The 17,152-nt window shown below is 69.6% G+C and carries 18 protein-coding genes; 15 read left to right on the top strand and 3 right to left on the bottom strand.

Annotated features, from left to right (window positions below):
• From glyA to KDL01_RS28790, 13 genes are all read left to right on the top strand, one after another.
• Positions 1 to 1,272: serine hydroxymethyltransferase (gene glyA, locus KDL01_RS28850; RefSeq protein ID WP_281415646.1), on the top strand; the 1,272-nt coding region annotated here is incomplete at its 5' end.
• 193 nt (positions 1,273 to 1,465) lie between these two features.
• Positions 1,466 to 2,719 (top strand): MraY family glycosyltransferase, encoded by a 1,254-nt coding sequence (locus tag KDL01_RS28845; protein WP_212531789.1) that lies wholly within the window; start codon positions 1,466 to 1,468, stop codon positions 2,717 to 2,719.
• Between the two features lie 215 nt (positions 2,720 to 2,934).
• Positions 2,935 to 3,333, top strand: a complete 399-nt coding sequence (locus KDL01_RS28840) for a Cg1360 family ATP-synthase-associated protein (RefSeq protein WP_212531788.1) — start codon at positions 2,935 to 2,937, stop codon at positions 3,331 to 3,333.
• A 123-nt stretch (positions 3,334 to 3,456) separates the two neighbouring features.
• Entirely contained in the window at positions 3,457 to 3,741 is a 285-nt protein-coding gene (locus KDL01_RS28835) for an AtpZ/AtpI family protein (RefSeq protein ID WP_212531787.1), read from the top strand.
• Positions 3,742 to 3,865: 124 nt separating this feature from the next.
• Positions 3,866 to 4,699, top strand: a complete 834-nt coding sequence (atpB, locus tag KDL01_RS28830; RefSeq protein WP_212531786.1) for a F0F1 ATP synthase subunit A — start codon at positions 3,866 to 3,868, stop codon at positions 4,697 to 4,699.
• An 80-nt stretch (positions 4,700 to 4,779) separates the two neighbouring features.
• Positions 4,780 to 5,028 (top strand): ATP synthase F0 subunit C, encoded by a 249-nt coding sequence (atpE, locus tag KDL01_RS28825; protein WP_212531785.1) that lies wholly within the window; start codon positions 4,780 to 4,782, stop codon positions 5,026 to 5,028.
• 38 nt (positions 5,029 to 5,066) lie between these two features.
• Complete coding sequence (locus KDL01_RS28820) at positions 5,067 to 5,624, top strand: F0F1 ATP synthase subunit B (protein ID WP_212531784.1); 558 nt, start codon at positions 5,067 to 5,069, stop codon at positions 5,622 to 5,624.
• A 2-nt stretch (positions 5,625 to 5,626) separates the two neighbouring features.
• On the top strand, positions 5,627 to 6,439 hold the full coding sequence (locus tag KDL01_RS28815; protein ID WP_212531783.1) for a F0F1 ATP synthase subunit delta: 813 nt from the start codon (positions 5,627 to 5,629) through the stop codon (positions 6,437 to 6,439).
• Positions 6,440 to 6,539: 100 nt separating this feature from the next.
• On the top strand, positions 6,540 to 8,177 hold the full coding sequence (atpA, locus tag KDL01_RS28810) for a F0F1 ATP synthase subunit alpha (protein ID WP_212531782.1): 1,638 nt from the start codon (positions 6,540 to 6,542) through the stop codon (positions 8,175 to 8,177).
• 51 nt (positions 8,178 to 8,228) lie between these two features.
• Complete coding sequence (locus tag KDL01_RS28805) at positions 8,229 to 9,137, top strand: F0F1 ATP synthase subunit gamma (protein WP_212531781.1); 909 nt, start codon at positions 8,229 to 8,231, stop codon at positions 9,135 to 9,137.
• A 5-nt stretch (positions 9,138 to 9,142) separates the two neighbouring features.
• The gene (gene atpD, locus KDL01_RS28800) at positions 9,143 to 10,570 is read left to right on the top strand and encodes a F0F1 ATP synthase subunit beta (protein WP_212531780.1); all 1,428 of its coding nucleotides are present in this window, start codon (positions 9,143 to 9,145) and stop codon (positions 10,568 to 10,570) included.
• Positions 10,571 to 10,673: 103 nt separating this feature from the next.
• Complete coding sequence (locus KDL01_RS28795) at positions 10,674 to 11,066, top strand: F0F1 ATP synthase subunit epsilon (protein WP_212531779.1); 393 nt, start codon at positions 10,674 to 10,676, stop codon at positions 11,064 to 11,066.
• Positions 11,067 to 11,111: 45 nt separating this feature from the next.
• Entirely contained in the window at positions 11,112 to 11,666 is a 555-nt protein-coding gene (locus KDL01_RS28790; protein ID WP_212531778.1) for a DUF2550 domain-containing protein, read from the top strand.
• Between the two features lie 24 nt (positions 11,667 to 11,690).
• Here KDL01_RS28790 and KDL01_RS28785 read toward each other — a convergent pair whose 3' ends face one another.
• Positions 11,691 to 12,290 (bottom strand): cob(I)yrinic acid a,c-diamide adenosyltransferase, encoded by a 600-nt coding sequence (locus tag KDL01_RS28785; RefSeq protein WP_212531777.1) that lies wholly within the window; start codon positions 12,288 to 12,290, stop codon positions 11,691 to 11,693.
• Between the two features lie 38 nt (positions 12,291 to 12,328).
• Between KDL01_RS28785 and KDL01_RS28780 the strand changes: the two genes are divergently transcribed.
• Positions 12,329 to 13,180, top strand: coding sequence for a 3-hydroxyacyl-CoA dehydrogenase family protein (locus tag KDL01_RS28780; protein WP_212531776.1), 852 nt, complete (start codon positions 12,329 to 12,331; stop codon positions 13,178 to 13,180).
• 93 nt (positions 13,181 to 13,273) lie between these two features.
• Here the strand turns inward: KDL01_RS28780 and pepN are convergent, their stop codons facing one another.
• Positions 13,274 to 15,832: an aminopeptidase N gene (pepN, locus tag KDL01_RS28775; RefSeq protein ID WP_212531775.1), complete on the bottom strand. Its 2,559-nt coding sequence runs from the start codon at positions 15,830 to 15,832 to the stop codon at positions 13,274 to 13,276.
• Positions 15,833 to 15,944: 112 nt separating this feature from the next.
• Here pepN and KDL01_RS28770 point away from each other — a divergent pair, with 112 nt between their 5' ends.
• Positions 15,945 to 16,568 carry a mycothiol-dependent nitroreductase Rv2466c family protein gene (locus KDL01_RS28770; RefSeq protein ID WP_212531774.1) on the top strand — a complete coding sequence of 208 codons (624 nt, stop codon included), beginning with the start codon at positions 15,945 to 15,947 and terminating at the stop codon, positions 16,566 to 16,568.
• Between the two features lie 66 nt (positions 16,569 to 16,634).
• On the opposite strand, the gene KDL01_RS47100 is transcribed toward KDL01_RS28770, so the two are convergent.
• Positions 16,635 to 17,152 (bottom strand): sensor histidine kinase (locus KDL01_RS47100; RefSeq protein ID WP_212531773.1); only part of this gene is annotated, 518 nt, incomplete at its 5' end.

Raw genomic sequence — 17,152 nt, 5'->3', positions numbered from 1 at the left:
ACCCGGTCCTCCACCCCCTTCTACGGCCCCGACTTCGCCGACCTCGTCCGCAAGGATCCGCAGATCGCCGGCGTGATCCTGGACGAGGTGGAACGCCAGCGCGGCACGCTGCAGCTGATCGCCAGCGAGAATCCGACCTCACCGGCGGTCCTGGCCGCGCTCGGCTCGGTGCTGTCGAACAAGTACGCCGAGGGCTACCCGGGCCGGCGCTACTACGGCGGCTGCGCCGAGGTGGACCGGGCCGAGCGGCTGGCCGTCGACCGGGCCAAGGCGCTCTTCCAGGCCGAGCACGCGAACGTGCAGCCGCACTCGGGCGCCTCGGCGAACCTGGCCGTGTACGCGGCGCTGCTGCGCCCCGGCGACCGGATCCTGGCGATGGCGCTGCCGCACGGCGGGCACCTGACCCACGGTTCGCCGGGCAACTTCTCCGGCACCTGGTTCCAGGCCATCGGCTACCCGGTGCGCGAGGACACCGAGCTGATCGACTACGACCGGGTGCGCGATCTGGCCAAGGCGCACCAGCCGAGGCTGATCATCTGCGGGGCCACGGCCTACCCGAGGCTCATCGACTTCGAGGCCTTCCGTGAGATCGCCGACGAGGTGGGCGCCTATCTGCTGGTGGACGCGGCGCACATCGCCGGCCTGGTGGCCGGCGGCGCCGTGCCCTCGCCGGTCCCGTACGCCGACGTGGTCAGCATCGCCACGCACAAGACCCTGCGCGGCCCGCGCGGCGGCGCGATCCTGTGCCGGGCCGAGTTCGCCGACGCGATCGACCGCGCGGTCTTCCCGTTCGCCCAGGGCGGGCCGCTGATGCACGCGGTGGCGGCCAAGGCGGTGGCCTTCGCCGAGGCGGCCACGCCGCAGTTCGCCGACTACACCCGGCAGGTCGTGGCCAACGCGCGGGTGCTGGCCGAGGAGCTCGCCCGTGAGGGCATGCGGCCGGTGACCGGCGGCACCGACACGCACCTGGCGCTGCTCGACCTGCGCGGCGTGCACATCGCGGCCGGGCGCGGGGTGAGCGGGCGCGAGGCCGAGCAGCGCTGCGAGCGGATGCGGATCATCCTCAACCGCAACTGCGTGCCCTACGACACGGCCAAGCCGATGCTCTCCTCCGGGATCCGGGTGGGCAGCGCGGCGGTGACCACGCAGGGCATGCGCGAGCCGGAGATGCGGGTGATCGCGAACCTGATCGGCCGGGCCGTGCGCAGCCCGGAGCCCGAGGTGGCCGAGGAGGTCACCGAACTCGTCTCCCGCTTCCCGCTCTATCCGTGATCCCGCGCTGACTCGGAGTTCACTCGGACCAAGGCTCTGACCTGGCCTTATCCGTGCCGTCGAAGTCCCCGGCCCGCCGGAAACCGTGCGGGCCGGGGACGCGTCTATCTGCGAGGCGGCTCGGCTGCCGTTACCCTGAACTTCCAGCTTCAGCAGTGTGCACCCGGGTCCGGAAGGCGGCGATCAGTCCTCGATGCGCGAGTATCTGGCCGTCTTGATCGTCTCCTGGGTCGCGACCTACCTGACCACCGGCCCGGTCCGGATCGGCGCGATCCGCTTCGGCGCCGCGCCCGCGGTGCGCGACCGCGACGTGCACACCACCCCGATCCCGCGTCTCGGCGGGGTCAGCATGTACCTCGGGATGCTCGCCGGGCTGATGGCCGCGGCCAACCTGCCGATGATGCAGACCTGGGTCTTCCAGGGCACCCCGACCGTGCACGCGCTGCTGATCGGCTCGGGCATCCTGATCATCATCGGCGTGGTGGACGACCGCTGGGGGGTCGACGCCTTCATCAAGCTGGCCGGGCAGACCCTGGCCGCCTCGATCATGGTGGAGATGGGCATCCAGCTGACCTGGATCTCCATCCCGGGCGTGGGCATCATCAGCCTCGAGCCCAACCTGGCCGTGACCGTCTCGGTGCTGCTGATCGTGGGCATGATCAACGCGGTCAACTTCGTCGACGGCCTCGACGGCCTGGCCTCCGGCATGGTCGCGATCGCCGCGAGCACCTTCTTCATCTACGCCTACCGGCTGCAGACCGGCGCCTACAACGTCAGCACGATCGTGCCGGCCGCGATGGTCACGGTCATCCTGATCGGGATGTGCCTGGGCTTCCTGTGCCACAACTGGTCCCCGGCCCGGATCTTCATGGGCGACTCGGGCTCCATGCTGCTCGGCATGCTGCTGGCCGTCATCACCATCCTGGAGTTCGGCCAGATCGACCCGGACCAGCTGAAGGTGATGATCGGTTCGCAGACCGGGGCCACCTACAAGACCGTGCCCGGATTCCTGCCGCTGGTGCTGCCGTTCTGCGCGGTGGCCCTGCCGGTGGCCGACACCGTGATGGCCGTGGTCCGGCGCACCCGGGCGGGGCGCTCGCCCTTCTCCGCGGACGCCGAGCACATGCACCACCGGCTGCTGCAGATCGGCCACTCCCGCCGCCGCGCGGTGCTGATCATGTACTTCTGGTCGGCCCTGATCTCCTTCACCGTCTTCATGGTCTCGGTCTCCTCGCAGTCCCGCCCGGTCGTGCTCGGCGCGATGGGCCTGGCCTTCCTCGGCCTCGTCGGGCTGCTGCTGCCGCGGGCCCGGCGCCACCTCGACGACCGCGCCGGGCGCAAGCCGGGCGGCCGCGGGCGACACGCCGCACGGGAGGACGACGCGCCGGACCGGGACCTGGTCTCTTCCGCCTCCGTGGTCGAAGGTCCGCCGCGAGACCCGTCTTGACCTGCGCGTATGGTCGAGTGATCCATACCACGCACCCCCGTGGAAGACGCGTGACGACACTTGTGATAGGTTTCACGAGCAGAGAGAGGAACCCGATCGGAGCAATCGCATACCCCCCTGCGAATGCCGGATCAAGCTTCTTCTAGAATCGCACCAGATCCAGAAAGCCGTATCCCCGGCAGCCACCACCCCGATGACCGCCCCGGAGACTTGATATGCAGGCCGAAGACGTCCGCGCGCTACGGCGATCCGCCGTACCCACGGCCCTCGTCGGCGTGGTCTGCGTCGCCGTCGGTTCGATAGTCGACGGGACCAAGGGAGCGCTCGGAGCACTGCTCGCGCTCGCTGTGGTGACCATCTTCTTCTCGATCTCCCGCTACGCGGTGGGACGAGCCGCCAGGGTCAGCCCGCAGTCGATGATGATCGCCGCGATGGCCAGCTACATGATCAAGATCGTGGCGCTCGCGATTCTGCTCGCCAACTTCCGGGACTCCACGGCCTTCAACGGCCGGATTTTCGGGTTCTGCGCCATCGCGCTCGTGCTGTGCTGGAGTGGCACGCAGGTGCGCGAGATGTCGCGCAACAAGGTCCTCCAGGTGGAGCCGCGCCCATGAGCGTCTGCTCCCGCCACGCTGTCGCGCGCACGAGCCACCGGGCTCGGCCGGGACATAGCCTGCGTCGCCGTCGCGGCGCGCAGTTGTGTCGTGAGCACGCCGGGGCCCGTATCGGTGCCGGTGATGAGCCCGAAGACCCGACCGTCCCACGCTGAGCCCGATCCGCGGCAGCGGGACGAGGACGACGCGATCGAGCGCGAGCGCGCCGAGGGCCGAGAGATGGACTCCATGATGTGGACCATCGTCGGACACATGGCGGCTTCGATGCTGGTCTACGGCGGTCTCGGCTATCTGCTCGGCCGCTGGCTCGGACACCCGATCCTGCTGCTCTTCGGCGTCCTCTTCGGCATGGTCCTTTCGCTGGTCTACACGATCTGGCTGGCCAACCGGAGCGGCCGCGACCGATGAGCCCCCGATCGAGGACTCGGCCCCCACACGTCCCCGCTCACGCGGATGAATTTTCCCTGAAAGACCGTCAGACCGTCCCCGACGGATGGCGGACCACCATGCGTAAAGCCGAAGGAGAAACCCGGTGAGTGCGGCGATCGCGAGCACTGTGCTACTCGCCAGCGGCGGCGACTGTTCCACCACGGACGCCCATGCCGGCAGCAACTGCGGCTTCCAGCCTCCGTCGCTCGGCGACTTCAACTACCGACCGATCTTCCACCTCGGCAGCTACGGCTTCTACAAGCCGGAGCTGCTGGCGCTGATCTGCGCCGGCCTGGTCGTGCTGTTCTTCTGGACCGCCTTCCGCAGCCCGAAGCTGGTGCCGCGCGGCGTCCAGAACATCGGCGAGATCGGCTACCTGTTCATCCGCGACCAGATCGCCCGCCCGATGATCGGCAAGACCGCGGAGCGGTTCGTACCGTTCCTGGTCGGCCTGTTCTTCTTCATCTGGTGCATGAACCTGATGGAGATCATCCCGATCGCGCAGATGCCGGTCACGGCCTTCGTGTCCTTCCCGGCCTCGCTGATGCTGATGGTCTACATCACGTACTGGTACCAGGCGATCAAGCACCAGGGCTTCTTCGGCTTCCTGAAGAACATCGTGCCCAAGGGCGTGCCGTGGCCGGTCATGATCATCCTGGTCCCGGTGGAGTGGCTCAGGGTCCTGGTGATCCAGCCGTTCACGCTGATGATCCGGCTGTTCGCGAACATGTTCGCCGGCCACATGCTGCTCGCCACCTTCACCCTCGCCACCTGGTACCTGGCCAGCGCGACGTTCAGCGCCGTGTTCGCGGCCACCTCCGCCGTCATGGTCGTGGTGCTGACCGTGTTCGAGATGGCGATCCAGGCGCTGCAGGCCTACATCTTCACGATGCTCACCGCCCAGTACATCGGCGAGGGCGTCTCGGCCGGCCACTAGGCCGGTGCACACAAGCCACCTGAATACCAAGCCAACCGGCGGGTCCGTCCGCCGGCTCGACCAGAAGGAATAGACAGAAAATGTCTGCTGCCATTGTTGACCTCGCTGCCTCCACCGGCGTGACCGGTTCGCTCGGCGCCGTCGCCTACGGTCTCGCGGCCATCGGCCCGGGTGTCGGTATCGGCCTCATCTTCGGCCACGGCGTCGAGGCGATGGCCCGCCAGCCCGAGCTGCGCGGCATGATCCAGACCAACATGTACATCGGCTTCGCGCTGACCGAGGCGCTCGCGCTGCTCGGCATCGTCATGCCGTTCGTCTTCGGCAAGTAAGTCCTCGCGACCCTCGAGTCGAAGAAGGAGGCTCACCCGTGACCCCCGTCACGTACCTGGCCGACAGCGCGGTCAACTCCAACCCGATCATTCCGGAGCTGCCCGAGCTGATCATCGGTGTCATCGCCTTCGCGATCGTGTTCTACTTCCTGGCCACGAAGGCGCTGCCGAACATCCGCAAGACCCTGGACGAGCGCACCGAGGCCATCGAGGGCGGTCTGCAGAAGGCCGAGCTCGCTCAGGCCGAGGCCGCGCAGGTGAAGGCCGACGCTCAGGCCCAGATGGCTGAGCTGCGTCACTCCACCGCGGACATCCGGGCCAAGGCGCAGGCCGACGGCGCGGCGCTGGTGGAGCAGGCTCGCACCGAGGCCAACTCGCAGAAGGAGGCCATCATCGCCTCCGCCCACAACCAGCTCGAGGCCGACCGCAACAGCGCGGTCAACGTGCTCAAGGCCGACCTCGGCAAGCTGGCCACCGAACTGGCCGACAAGATCGTCGGCGAGCGCGCACAGGACGCCGGCGTGCAGGAGCGGATCATCGACCGCTTCCTGGACGAGCTCGACGCCAAGCTGGGCGCGACCCAGAAGGTGGGCTGAGCATGCGTGGCGCTAGTCGTGAGTCGCTCGCCGCGGCGCACGAGTCCCTGGCGGCCCTGACCTCGGTCCCCACGACCGATGTCACCGCGCTCTCGGACGACCTGGCCGCCATCTCGGCCCTGCTCGGCTCCGAGGTCTCGCTGCGCCGCCTGCTGACCGACCCGGGCCGCCCGGGCGAGCAGCGTGCGTCGCTGGTGACCGACCTGCTGGCCGGCAAGGTCGGCGGGAGCACGGTGGACCTGGTCGCGGGCGTCGTCCGCAGCCGCTGGTCCCAGCCGCGCGACCTGGCCGAGGCGATCGACGAGCTGTCCGTGGAGGCCGAACTGGCCCTCGCGGAGCGCGCCGGCAGCCTCGACGCGGTCGAGGACGACCTGTTCCGCTTCGGGCGCATCCTCGCCTCCGAGCCGGAGCTCGCGGTGGGCCTGAGCGAGCGGACCCCGGTCCAGCAGCGCACCGGCCTGGTCGACTCGCTGCTGGCCGGCAAGGCCAACCCCTCGGCGGTGCGGCTGATCCACCGGGTGGTGGCCCACCCGCGCGGCGCGTCGGTCCTGACCGGCGTCGAACGGCTCGGCGCCATCGCCGCGTCGCACCGGGAGCGCATCACGGCCCTGGTGACCGCGGTGGTCCCGCTCACCGAGGCGCAGCGCGAGCGGCTCACCGCCATCCTCGCGCGCGGCTACGGCAAGCAGATCAGGCTGAACGTCGAGCTCGACCCGGCCCTGATCGGCGGCATGACCATCCGGATCGGCGACGACATCATCGACGGTTCGCTGGTGGCCAGGCTCTCCGAGGCCTCGCGCGGCTTCGCGGCCTGAGGCAGTTTCACCCAAGACATAAGCAGTACCCCACGACAAGTTCGCGGGCGACGGCGAAGTACCGCAGGCGTCCGAGAAGACTTAGGAGACAGGAACACTGATGGCGGAGCTTACGATCCGTCCGGAGGAGATCCGGGACGCGCTGGAGCGCTTCGTCGCCTCGTACGAGCCTTCGGCCGCCAACGTAGACGAGGTCGGTACGGTCACGGAGATCGGCGACGGCATCGCCAAGGTCGAGGGCCTGCCCTCGGCCATGACCAACGAGCTGCTGAAGTTCGAGGACGGCACCCTCGGCATCGCCCTTAACCTGGACGTGCGCGAGATCGGCGTCGTGGTCATGGGCGACTACAGCAAGATCGAGGAGGGTCAGCCCGTCCGCCGGACCGGCGAGATCCTCTCGACCCCGGTCGGCGACAAGTTCATGGGCCGCGTGGTGGACCCGCTGGGCAACCCGATCGACGGCCTCGGCCCGATCGAGGCCGAGGGCCGCCGCGTGCTGGAACTGCAGGCGCCCAGCGTCATGCAGCGCCAGTCCGTGCACGAGCCGCTGCAGACCGGCATCAAGGCGATCGACTCGATGACCCCGATCGGCCGCGGCCAGCGCCAGCTGATCATCGGCGACCGGCAGACCGGCAAGACCGCGGTCTGCATCGACACGATCCTCAACCAGAAGGCCAACTGGGACTCGGGCGACCCCAAGAAGCAGGTGCGCTGCATCTACGTCGCGGTCGGCCAGAAGGGCTCGACCATCGCGGCCGTGCGCCAGGCGCTGGAGGACAACGGCGCGCTGGAGTACACCACGATCGTCGCCGCCCCGGCCTCCGACCCGGCCGGCTTCAAGTACCTCGCCCCGTACACCGGCTCGGCCATCGGCCAGCACTGGATGTACGCCGGCAAGCACGTGCTGATCGTCTTCGACGACCTGTCCAAGCAGGCCGAGGCCTACCGCGCCATGTCCCTGCTGCTGCGCCGCCCGCCGGGCCGCGAGGCCTACCCGGGTGACGTCTTCTACCTGCACTCCCGTCTGCTCGAGCGCTGCGCCAAGCTCTCGGACGAGATGGGCGCGGGCTCGATGACCGGTCTGCCGATCGTGGAGACGAAGGCGAACGACATCTCCGCGTTCATCCCGACCAACGTCATCTCCATCACCGACGGCCAGTGCTTCCTGGAGACCGACCTGTTCCTCTCGGGCGTGCGCCCGGCCGTGAACGTCGGTACCTCGGTCTCCCGAGTCGGCGGTTCGGCGCAGATCAAGGCCATGAAGTCGGTCTCCGGTTCGCTGCGTGTGGACCTGGCCCAGTTCCGTGATCTGGAGGCCTTCGCGGCCTTCGCCTCGGACCTCGACGACGCCTCGAAGGCGCAGCTGGCCCGCGGTCAGCGCATGGTCGAGCTGCTCAAGCAGGGCCAGTACACCCCGTACCCGGTCGAGGACCAGGTCGTCTCGATCTGGTCGGGCACCTCCGGCGAGCTCGACGAGGTTCCGACGCAGGACGTGCGGCGCTTCGAGACCGAGTTCCTCACCTACCTCAAGTCCTCCAAGCCGCAGATCCTCACGTCGATCGCCACCACGCAGAAGCTGGGCGACGACATCGCGGAGCTGCTCAAGGCCGCGGTGAGCGAGTTCAAGGACTCGTTCGAGAAGGCCGACGGTTCGCTGCTGCGCGGCGACGTCGCGGTCGCGCCGCTGGACCGGGCCGAGGTGGGCCAGGAGACCATCACCCGGCACGCGAAGGGCTGAGCACCATGCCCCGAGTGATCCGCATCGAGTTCAGGAAGGAGGGCTGAGGCAGTGGGAGCCCAACTCCGTGTCTACCGGCGGCGCATCGCGTCCGTCAGCGCCACGAAGAAGATCACCCGCGCGCAGGAGCTGATCGCCACCGCGCGCATCGTCAAGGCGCAGCAGCGCGTGGCGGCGTCGACCCCGTACGCCCGGGAGATCACCCGGGCGGTGTCGGCGGTGGCCTCGCACTCCAACGCCAAGCACCCGCTGATCGGTGAGCGTCCGAGGCTGCGGCGTGCCGCGATCGTGCTCATCACCGCGGACCGCGGGTTCGCCGGCGCGTACAACAGCGCCGCGATCAAGCAGGCCGAGCAGCTCGCGTCCCTGCTTCGGGACGAGGGCAAGGAAGTGGTCAGGTACGTCATCGGCCGCAAGGGCGCGTCGTACTACCGCTTCCGGGGTATCGAACTGGCGGGCGTGTGGTCCGGATTCTCGGACAACCCGCAGTACGGCAACGCGGCCGAGGTCGCGGACGCCGTGATCGCCGACTTCGAGAAGGGCGGCGAGGACGGCGGGGTGGACGAGCTCCACGTCGTGTCCACCGAGTTCGTCTCGATGCTCACCCAGACCGCCGTCGCGGCGCGGGTCCTGCCGCTGGAGATCGAGGAGTCGACCGAGCCCCCCACGGGCGGCGCCTTCGCGCTCTACGAGTTCGAGCCGTCCCCCGCGGAGGTGCTCGACGCCCTGCTGCCGCACTACATCAAGGCGCGGCTGTTCAACGCCCTGCTGCAGTCGGCAGCCTCCGAGCACGCTGCTCGCCGGCGCGCGATGAAGTCGGCGACGGACAACGCCTCGGACCTCATCCGCCAGCTGACCAGGCTGGCGAACTCGGCCCGACAGGCCGAGATCACCCAGGAAATCAGCGAGATCGTCGGTGGTGCCAACGCCCTGGCCGACGCGAACGCAGGGAGTGAATGAAACCCATGACGACCACGACCACGACCGGCGTCGGCCGCGTTGCGCGGATCATCGGTCCCGTTGTCGACGTGGAGTTCCCCGTCGACGCGATGCCGGAGATCTTCAACGCTCTGACGATCGACTACGACTTCCTCGGTGAGACCCGTACCCTCACCCTCGAAGTCGCGCAGCACATCGGCGACAACATGATCCGCGCGATCGCGATGAAGCCGACCGACGGCCTCGTGCGCGGCTCCGAGGTGAAGGACTCCGGCGGCCCGATCTCGGTGCCCGTCGGCGACATCACCAAGGGCCACGTCTTCGACGTGACCGGGAACGTGCTCAACCTCAAGGAGGGTGAGAAGTTCGAGGTCACCGAGCGTTGGGGCATCCACCGCAACGCGCCGAGCTTCGACCAGCTCGACTCGAAGACCGAGATGTTCACCACCGGCATCAAGGTCATCGACCTGCTCACCCCGTACGTCTCCGGCGGCAAGATCGGCCTGTTCGGCGGCGCTGGCGTGGGCAAGACGGTGCTCATCCAGGAGCTCATCTACCGTGTGGCCGAGAACTTCGGCGGTGTGTCGGTGTTCGCCGGTGTCGGCGAGCGCACCCGTGAGGGCAACGACCTGATCGCGGAGATGACCGAGACCGGCGTCATCGAGAAGACCGCCCTGGTCTACGGCCAGATGGACGAGCCCCCGGGCACCCGTCTGCGGGTCGCGCTCTCGGCGCTGACGATGGCGGAGTACTTCCGCGACGTCCAGAACCAGGACGTGCTGCTGTTCATCGACAACATCTTCCGCTTCACCCAGGCCGGCTCCGAGGTCTCCACGCTGCTCGGGCGCATGCCCTCCGCGGTGGGTTACCAGCCGACCCTGGCGGACGAGATGGGCCAGCTGCAGGAGCGGATCACCTCGACCCGTGGTCACTCGATCACCTCGGTCCAGGCGATCTACGTCCCCGCGGACGACATCACCGACCCGGCGCCGCACACCACCTTCGCGCACCTCGACGCGACCACGGTGCTCTCCCGGCCGATCACCCAGAAGGGCATCTACCCCGCGGTGGACCCCCTGGACTCGACCTCGCGCATCCTGGACCCGCGTTACATCGCGAAGGACCACTACGAGACCGCGACCCGGGTCAAGGCGATCCTGCAGAAGTACAAGGACCTGCAGGACATCATCGCGATCCTCGGTATCGACGAGCTGTCCGAGGAGGACAAGCTCACGGTCCACCGCGCCCGCCGGATCGAGCGCTTCCTGTCGCAGAACACCTTCGTGGCGAAGGTCTTCACCGGCATCGAGGGCTCTTTCGTCCCGCTGGAGGAGACCATCGCGGCCTTCACCGCGATCGCCGACGGCAAGTACGACCACGTCCCGGAGCAGGCGTTCTTCATGTGCGGCGGCATCGAGGACCTCGAGCGCAAGTACAAGGAACTGAGCAAGTAGGGTTCCCGGACCGCCCCGGTCCCCTCCGATCCGTAAGACACGGTCGGAGGGGACCGGCGGTATCCGATAAACTTTACGGACTAGTGGTAAGGGAGCCGCACCCATGGCTGAACTCGACGTGGCGTTGGTCGCGGCCGACCGAGAGGTCTGGTCGGGCAAGGCCTCGCTCGTCGTCGCGAAGACGGCGGATGGCGAGGTGGGCATCATGCCCCAGCACCAGCCCATTCTCTCGGTGATGAACCCCAGCGTGATCACCATCAAGACCCTGGTGGACGGCGCGCCCGGCGAGGTGCTGCGGGCCGTGGTCCACGGCGGCTTCCTTTCGGTGGCCGACAACCGCGTCTCGCTGCTGAGCGAGGCGGCCGAAATCGTCGACCAGATCGATGCGGCCAGGGCCCAGGAGTCGCTCACCACCGCGCAGGCCGGCGGATACGGAGCTGACTCCGAGGCGGCGGCCGCCCGAGCGGAACTTCGGCTTCGCGCCGTCGGCCGATAGCCGGGCGGGGGACGCGTTGAGCACGTGCGGCTGGGTAGGTCGGCGATGTTGAGCGTCGTCCTCGAGTTCGTGGTCTCACTGTGCCTGCTCGTCCTGTTCGCGATAGGCGCACTGTTCCTGCGCCGGGTGATGATCCGGCGCAGGGGCGGCACTTTCGACTGCAGCCTGCGTCTGACTCCCGCTCTGCCGGGGGCGACGCGGGCTGCTTCGCGCTTAGGCGGGCCCGCGGCGGCCGAGGCCGAGCCGGAGTCCGGCCCGGTGCGCGGCACCGGCACCCCGCTGACGGCCGCCGCCGTGCGTGACGGCCGCGGCTGGTCCTACGGGATCGCGCAGTACGGCGCGGACCGGGTGGACTGGTACCGCATCTTCTCCTACGCCTTCCGCCCGGCCGCGGTGCTCACCCGCCGTGACCTCGAGGTGGTGGGCCGCCGGGAGCCCGAGGGCACCGAGGAGCTCGCGCTCTTCCCCGGGTGGACCATCCTCGACTGCCGGTTCGGCGCCGGCTACGCCGAACTGGCCCTGTCCGAGGACGCCCTGACCGGCTTCCTGTCCTGGCTGGAGGCGGCGCCTCCCGGCCAGGGCGTCTCCCGCGTGGCCTGAGCGCCAGGCCCCTTCCCGGCCCGGTCAGCCCTCGCCGGTCCCGCTGCCGCGGCTGCCGCCCGGCACCCACAGCACGTCTCCGCCCGCCTCCCGGTTGGTGTCCCTGGCCAGGATGAACAGCAGGTCGGAGAGCCGGTTGAGGTACTTGGCGGTGAGCGGGTTCATGCTCTCCCCGTGTACCTCAAGCGCCGCCCAGGCCGTGCGCTCGGCCCGGCGCACCACGGTGCGCGAGACGTGCAGCAGCGCGCTGCCCGCCGTGCCGCCCGGCAGGATGAACGAGCGCAGCTTCTCCAGCGCCTCGAGGTAGTGGTCGCAGTCCCGCTCGAGCCGGTCGATGTCCTGCTGTTCCACCCGCAGCGGCGGGTACTCGGGGTTCTCCACGATCGGATTGCACAGGTCCGCGCCGACGTCGAACAGCTCGTTCTGAATCCGCGTCAGCGTGGCCCTGACCTCGTCCCTGAGTCCGCCCATCGCGAGCGCCACGCCGATCGAGGAGTTGGCCTCGTCCGTGTCGGCGTAGGCGGCCAGGCGGGGGTCGGTCTTCGAGGTCTTGCTCATGTCGCCGAGCCGGGTGGTCCCGTCGTCGCCGGTCCTGGTGTAGATGCGCGTGAGGTTGACTGCCATGGGGCAGAGGATACCTACCCGCGAGTAGGCTGCCAGCCATGACTATGACTATCGCTGTGATCGGTGCCGGGCTGATGGGCTCCGGCATCGCCCAGGTCTCGGCGGCCGCCGGACACCAGGTGGTGCTGAGGGACGTGTCGGACGCCGCCACCGCGCGCGGTCTGGCCGGGATCACCGCTTCGTACGAGAAGTTCGTCGGCAAGGGCAAGATGACCCGGGACGAGGCCGACGCCGCGCTGGCCCGGATCGCCACCACCACCGACCTCGCCGCGGTCTCCTCGGCCGACCTGGTGGTCGAGGCGGTCTTCGAGGACCTGGAGGTCAAGCAGGGCCTGTTCCGCGAGCTGGACAAGCTCGCCCGGGACGGCGCCGTGCTGTGCACCAACACCTCCGCGCTGCCGGTCACCCAGATCGCGGCCGTGACCGAGCGACCCGAAGCGGTGGTCGGCACCCACTTCTTCTCGCCGGTGCCGCTGATGGCGCTGTGCGAGCTGGTGCGCGGCTACAAGACCTCGGACGAGACCCTGGCCACCGCCCGCGCGTTCGCCGAGTCGGTCGGCAAGACCTGCATCGTGGTCAACCGGGACGTGGCCGGCTTCGTCACCACCCGGCTGATCGCCGCGCTGGCCAACGAGGCGGTGCGGCTGCTCGACAACGGCGTGGCCACCGCCGAGGACATCGACACCGCGTGCCGGCTCGGCTTCGGCCACGCGATGGGCCCGCTGGCCACCCTGGATCTGACCGGCGTGGACATCATGCGCAACGCGACCCGCAACATCTACAACGAGGCGCACACCGACCAGTTCGCCGTGCCCGAGCTGCTCAACCGCATGGTCGCCGCCGGGGACCTGGGCCGCAAGAGCGGCCGCGGGTTCTACGAGTACGGCTGAGCCGCGGCCCCGGCGCCGAAGCCGACAGGGCACTGATCCGGATCGCTCCGGGTCAGTGCCCTGTCGGCATCACGGCCGTGACGGCCGGTCAGCTCAGCGCGCGGCGTCCAGCGCCTGGCCGGCCAGCGTGCGCACGGTGCCGTCGCGCTGCTCGAGCAGCAGGCGGCGCAGGGCCGGCGGCACGGTCTGCTCGTCCGCCGCGGCCAGCAGCGCGTCCACGCTCTCGACCACGGACTGACGCACGATCAGAGCCGGGTACAGGCCGTTCGCCAGCGCCTGCGCCATGTGCGGAGTACGCGCCGCCCACAGCTTCGTCACCACCGCGAAGTACTTCTCGGCGTACGGCGCGAGCAGGTCGCGCTGGTCCACCTGGCGGAAGCCGGCGATGCTCGCCCCCAGCTCCTCGTTGGTGAGCTTGTCGCTCTCCACCATCGAGGCCCAGGCCTCGGCCTTGGCCTGCTCGGTCGGCATCGCCGCCCGCGCGTGCATGGCGTGGCGCTTGCCCGCCGCGGTCGGGTCCTTGACGAACTCGGCCTCGATGTCGGCCTCGGTGGCCCGCGAGGTGGCCGCCAGACGCTGCAGCAGCGTCCAGCGCAGCTCCGTGTCCACGGTCAGGCCCTCGAGCGACTCGGTGCCGTCCAGCAGGCCGCGCAGCAGCCCCAGGTGCGCCTCGTCCACCGCCGTCGCCGCCAGGGCGCGGGCCCAGGACAGCTGCACGTCGCTGCCCGCGGCCGCCGCCACCAGCTGCGCGTGCGCGAACGCGGCCCAGCGCTCGGCCAGCTCGGCCCGCCCGTCCTCGGCCGCGTACAGCTCCACCGCCGACTTCGCCTGCCGCTGCAGCGACTGCAGCACCGTGATCGAGCTCTCCCGCGCCGCGCCGGAGATCACCAGCGCCACGTAGTCGTGCGCGGTCAGCTCGGCGTTGCGGACCATGTCCCAGGCCGCGACCCAGGACAGCGCGCGCGGCAGCGACTCGGTGAACTCGCCGATCGAGGACACCAGCGTCCCGATCGAGCGCTCGTCGAAGCGGATCTTGGCGTAGCCCAGGTCGTCGTCGTTGAGCAGGACCAGGTCCGGCTGCTTCACGCCGACCAGCTCGGGCACCTCGGTGCGCGCGCCGACCACGTCCAGCTCCACCCGGCGCACCCGCTCGAGGCCGCCGGCGCCGAGCTCGTAGAGGCCGACGGCGATGCGGTGCGGCCGCAGCGTCGGGTAGTCGGCCGGAGCCTCCTGCGCGATCGCGAACTCGGCGAAGGTGCCGTCCTCGGCCAGGGTGAACGCGGGCCGCAGGGTGTTCGGCGCGGCCGTCTCCAGCCAGGCCTCGGACCAGGCGCCCAGGTCCCGGCCGCTGGCCTCCTCGAGCGCGCCGAGCAGGTCGGAGAGCCGGGTGTTGCCCCAGGCGTGCCGGGTGAAGTAGGTCCGCAGGCCCTTGACGAAGGCCCCGTCCCCGACATACGCCACCAGCTGCTTGAGCACCGAGGCGCCCTTGGCGTAGGTGATGCCGTCGAAGTTCACGTACACGGCCTCGAGATCGGGGATCTCGGCCACGATCGGGTGCGTGGAGGGCAGCTGGTCCTGCGCGTACGCCCAGGTCTTCTCGGTGTTCGCGAAGGTGGTCCAGGCCCCGGTCCAGCGGGTGGCCTCAGCCTGGCAGCGCACCGAGGCGTAGGTGGCGAAGGACTCGTTGAGCCACAGGTCGTTCCACCACTCCATGGTCACCAGGTCGCCGAACCACATGTGCGCGAGCTCGTGCAGGATGGTCTCGGCCCGGCGCTCGTAGGAGGCGTCGGTGGTCTTGGAGCGGAAGACGTAGTCCTCGCGGAAGGTCACGCACCCGGCGTTCTCCATCGCGCCCGCGTTGTACTCGGGCACGAACAGCTGGTCGTACTTCGGGAACGGGTACGGGTGGTCGAACAGGTCCTGGAAGTAGTCGAAGCCCTTGAACGTGACGTCGAACAGCTCGTCCGCGTCCAGGAACTCCATCAGGGACCTGCGCGCGGCGATCGCCATCGGGATCACCGTGCCGTCGGCCGAGGTGTAGTCCTTGCGCACGACGCCGTAGTCGCCGGCCACCAGGGCCGTGATGTACGTGGAGATGCGCGCGGTCGGCTCGAAGCTCCAGACGGCCTTGCCCTCGCCGGCCGGCTCCGGGCGCGGCGTGGCGGAGTTGGAGAACAGCTCCCAGTCCGCCGGGGCGGTCACGGTGAACTGGAAGGTGGCCTTCAGGTCCGGCTGCTCGAACGCGGCGAACACGCGGCGCGCGTCGGGCACCTCGAACTGCGTGTAGAGGAACACGCCGCCGTCCACCGGGTCCACCATCCGGTGCAGGCCCTCGCCGGTGTGGCTGTATTGGCAGGCCGCCTCGACCCGCAGTTCGTTCTCCTCGGCCAGGTCCTCGAGCCGGATGCGCGAGTCGGCGAACACCTCGGCCGGCTCGAGTTCGCGCCCGTTGAGGGTGATCCGGCGCACCGGACCCTCGGTCACCAGGTCGGCGAAGGAGGCCGAGCCGGGCTCGGCGACGAAGCGGATGACGCTGACGGAGTCGAAATCCTCGGCTCCCGTCGTGAGATCGAGCTCGACCTCGTAGGAGGAGACCGACAGCAGGCGGGCGCGTTCGGCCGCCTCTTCACGAGTCAGATTGGTACCGGGCACTGTATTGCACGGCTCCTTACTGGGGTGCGTTTGGTCAGGTGTCTTGCCGTTCTGAAGGATGGTATGCCCTCGGGCCGGGAATGAAGCGTCCCGTACCGGTGTTCGCGTGGTCATGACGGAATCTGCGCAGAACCGAGTGGTCGCCGACCTGTGGGTCGACCCGTTGTGCCCGTGGGCCTGGATGACCAGCCGCTGGCTGATCGAAGTCGAGAAGCAGCGCCCGGTCGACGTCCGTTTCCACGTGATGTCGCTCTCGGTGCTCAACAGCGGCCGGGACGAACTGCCCGAGCAGTACAAGGAGATGCTCCAGCGCGGCTGGGGCCCGGTCCGCGTGCTCATCGCGGCCCAGCACAAGCACGGCGACGAGGTGGTGCGCCCGCTCTACGACGCCCTGGGCTCGCGCCGCCACATCGGCAAGCAGGAGTTCAACCGGGAGACCATCGAGGCCGCGCTGGCCGAGGTGGGCCTGCCGACCGAGCTCGCCGACGCGGCCGACACCGACGCCTACGACGAGGCGCTCAAGGCCTCGCACCACGCGGGCATGGACCAGGTGGGCATGGACGTGGGCACCCCGGTGATCGCCACCGAGGGCGTCGCGTTCTTCGGCCCGGTGGTCTCCCCGGCGCCCAAGGGCGAGGCCGCGGCCAAGCTCTGGGACGGGGTGCTGCTGGTGGCCGGCACCGACGGCTTCTTCGAGCTCAAGCGCACCCGCACCCGCGAGCCGATCTTCGACTGAGCCCAGACCGGTTCCGGCGCCGTCTGCGACGCCGAGGCCGCGTGCGCACGAGCGCCGGCTCGACACTCAGTCGTTGACCCGAGTTTGTGCATTTGTGGCCTCGGCGCCGCCCGGCGCTTGTGCGTTTGTGAAGTCGCCGTCACGCGCCCGCGGCAGCGGTCCCGGCACCGGCAGCGTCACCGTGAACACGCAGCCGGCGCCGGGTGCCGCGGCCACCCGCGCCCGACCGCCGTGCGCCTCGGCCACCGAGGCCACGATGGAGAGCCCGAGCCCGCTGCCGCCGGTCGATCCGCCGCCCTCGCTCGTGCCGGTACCGTTCTCGCGCCCGCGTCCGCGCGCGACGTCGCCGCGGTAGAAGCGTTCGAACACCATCTCCTGCTGATCCGCGGTCAGACCCGGCCCCGCGTCGGCCGCCTCGATCACCACCGAGTCCGCCGTGCGGCGCGCCGAGATCGTGGCCGGGGTGCCCGGCGGCGTGTGCGCGCGCACGTTGGCCAGCAGGTTGGCCAGCATCTGCCGCAGCCGGTCCCCGTCGCCGATCACGTGCACCGGCTCGCCCCTGTCTCTTATACCCATCTGACGCT

The organism is Actinospica durhamensis (assembly GCF_018139695.1).
Lineage (GTDB): Bacteria > Actinomycetota > Actinomycetes > Streptomycetales > Catenulisporaceae > Actinospica > Actinospica durhamensis.
This window is presented reverse-complemented; position numbering and strand designations above follow the sequence as displayed.

Bases quoted from the DNA above. Each gene is read 5' to 3' on its own strand.
- KDL01_RS28845 (WP_212531789.1), top strand. From the start codon at position 1,466: ATGCGCGAGTATCTGGCCGTCTTGATCGTCTCCTGGGTCGCGACCTAC.
- KDL01_RS28840 (WP_212531788.1), top strand. From the start codon at position 2,935: ATGCAGGCCGAAGACGTCCGCGCGCTACGGCGATCCGCCGTACCCACG.
- KDL01_RS28835 (WP_212531787.1), top strand. From the start codon at position 3,457: ATGAGCCCGAAGACCCGACCGTCCCACGCTGAGCCCGATCCGCGGCAG.
- atpE (WP_212531785.1), top strand. From the start codon at position 4,780: ATGTCTGCTGCCATTGTTGACCTCGCTGCCTCCACCGGCGTGACCGGT.
- KDL01_RS28815 (WP_212531783.1), top strand. From the start codon at position 5,627: ATGCGTGGCGCTAGTCGTGAGTCGCTCGCCGCGGCGCACGAGTCCCTG.
- atpA (WP_212531782.1), top strand. From the start codon at position 6,540: ATGGCGGAGCTTACGATCCGTCCGGAGGAGATCCGGGACGCGCTGGAG.
- atpD (WP_212531780.1), top strand. From the start codon at position 9,143: ATGACGACCACGACCACGACCGGCGTCGGCCGCGTTGCGCGGATCATC.
- KDL01_RS28795 (WP_212531779.1), top strand. From the start codon at position 10,674: ATGGCTGAACTCGACGTGGCGTTGGTCGCGGCCGACCGAGAGGTCTGG.
- KDL01_RS28790 (WP_212531778.1), top strand. From the start codon at position 11,112: ATGTTGAGCGTCGTCCTCGAGTTCGTGGTCTCACTGTGCCTGCTCGTC.
- KDL01_RS28785 (WP_212531777.1), bottom strand. From the start codon at position 12,290: ATGGCAGTCAACCTCACGCGCATCTACACCAGGACCGGCGACGACGGG.
- KDL01_RS28780 (WP_212531776.1), top strand. From the start codon at position 12,329: ATGACTATGACTATCGCTGTGATCGGTGCCGGGCTGATGGGCTCCGGC.
- KDL01_RS28770 (WP_212531774.1), top strand. From the start codon at position 15,945: ATGACGGAATCTGCGCAGAACCGAGTGGTCGCCGACCTGTGGGTCGAC.